The following is a 1,025-nucleotide window of genomic DNA, read 5'->3' on the forward strand; positions in this document are numbered from 1 at the left end:
CCAAGACGAAACTCGTAGAACAGTTGACCTTGGTCACTCTTCAGACGGCCCATCATGGATCGACCTCGCCGAGATTCGCGTCAACACAACGGAATCACGGTTCGTGACTTGTCTCAACCGACTTTTGCAACAAAATCGGCCAGGAAGAGACATTTATCTCGCGCTGCGCGTCATGCGATCTGAGTCCGTCTCGCGCGCCGTTGCCCTTCTATGCCTCAGCGGTTGTGTGAAACCTCCGCGCGTTCATAAATCGTGAGTTGTGTTTGCCGTTGATCAGATCATGCTCTTCCAGTCGACTAGGTAAACGTGTGCCCGAATCGGACATCTAGTGCGCTGCCAGGCTCGCCGCTCGGCACGCAGTGACACGCAAGGTTCGAGCCGAGCTGACGCGGCTTTAAACGTATCAGTCAGCCAGCTTGACATCTTTTCGCGACAGGTCAGTGCCGCTGCTTGAACCCGCTGCCGCTGCTGCACTCCCCGCTGTGCCACTGCTCATCGAAGGGTAGGGCTCAGTTCCTGGGCGGTTGCAGCGATCAGCGCCGTTCACGACGTACCATATTTCGTTAGGTTTCTCGGGCCTCGCGACGCCGCGATGGCCGCAATGTCTCGATCTCTGGGAGGGAGAGACATGATGAAGCGATCGCCTATTCTCTCTCTGGTGGCTGTCGCGAGCTTCACCGTCCTATGGTTTGTTCTGGATGCCGATCTGCATTTTAGAAGGGCGGCTGCCACTGCAACAACAGCCATGCCACCCGAGGTCGTAGCTGCCGAGCCTTTCAGAACGGCCCACGCCGCTAACAAAAGGTCGATGAGGATACTTGCACTGGATCAGGCTAAGCATCTCGCTTTCTGGACGTCCGTTTTGAAGAATAGAAAGCAGGCCTGTGGAGCTGTTGTTCGGACCATGTATCAAGGCGGCACCGAATGAGCTATCGCCGAAAGTTGGTGACGGCGAGAATCGGAAAGGCGGCATATCGTGGGGGTGCTTGACGCCTCCACTTCTCCACCGAAGGAGCGATATGCCG

General features: G+C 56.6%; 1 protein-coding gene. It reads left to right on the forward strand.

Annotated features, from left to right (window positions below; translation table 11 throughout):
• Window positions 1–628: 628 nt before the first annotated feature.
• Window positions 629–928: a hypothetical protein gene (locus IVB50_RS08150; protein ID WP_247295325.1), complete on the forward strand. Its 300-nt coding sequence runs from the start codon at window positions 629–631 to the stop codon at window positions 926–928.
• Window positions 929–1,025 lie beyond the last annotated feature (97 nt).

This window comes from Bradyrhizobium sp. 87 (assembly GCF_023073015.1).
Lineage (GTDB): Bacteria > Pseudomonadota > Alphaproteobacteria > Rhizobiales > Xanthobacteraceae > Bradyrhizobium > Bradyrhizobium canariense_D.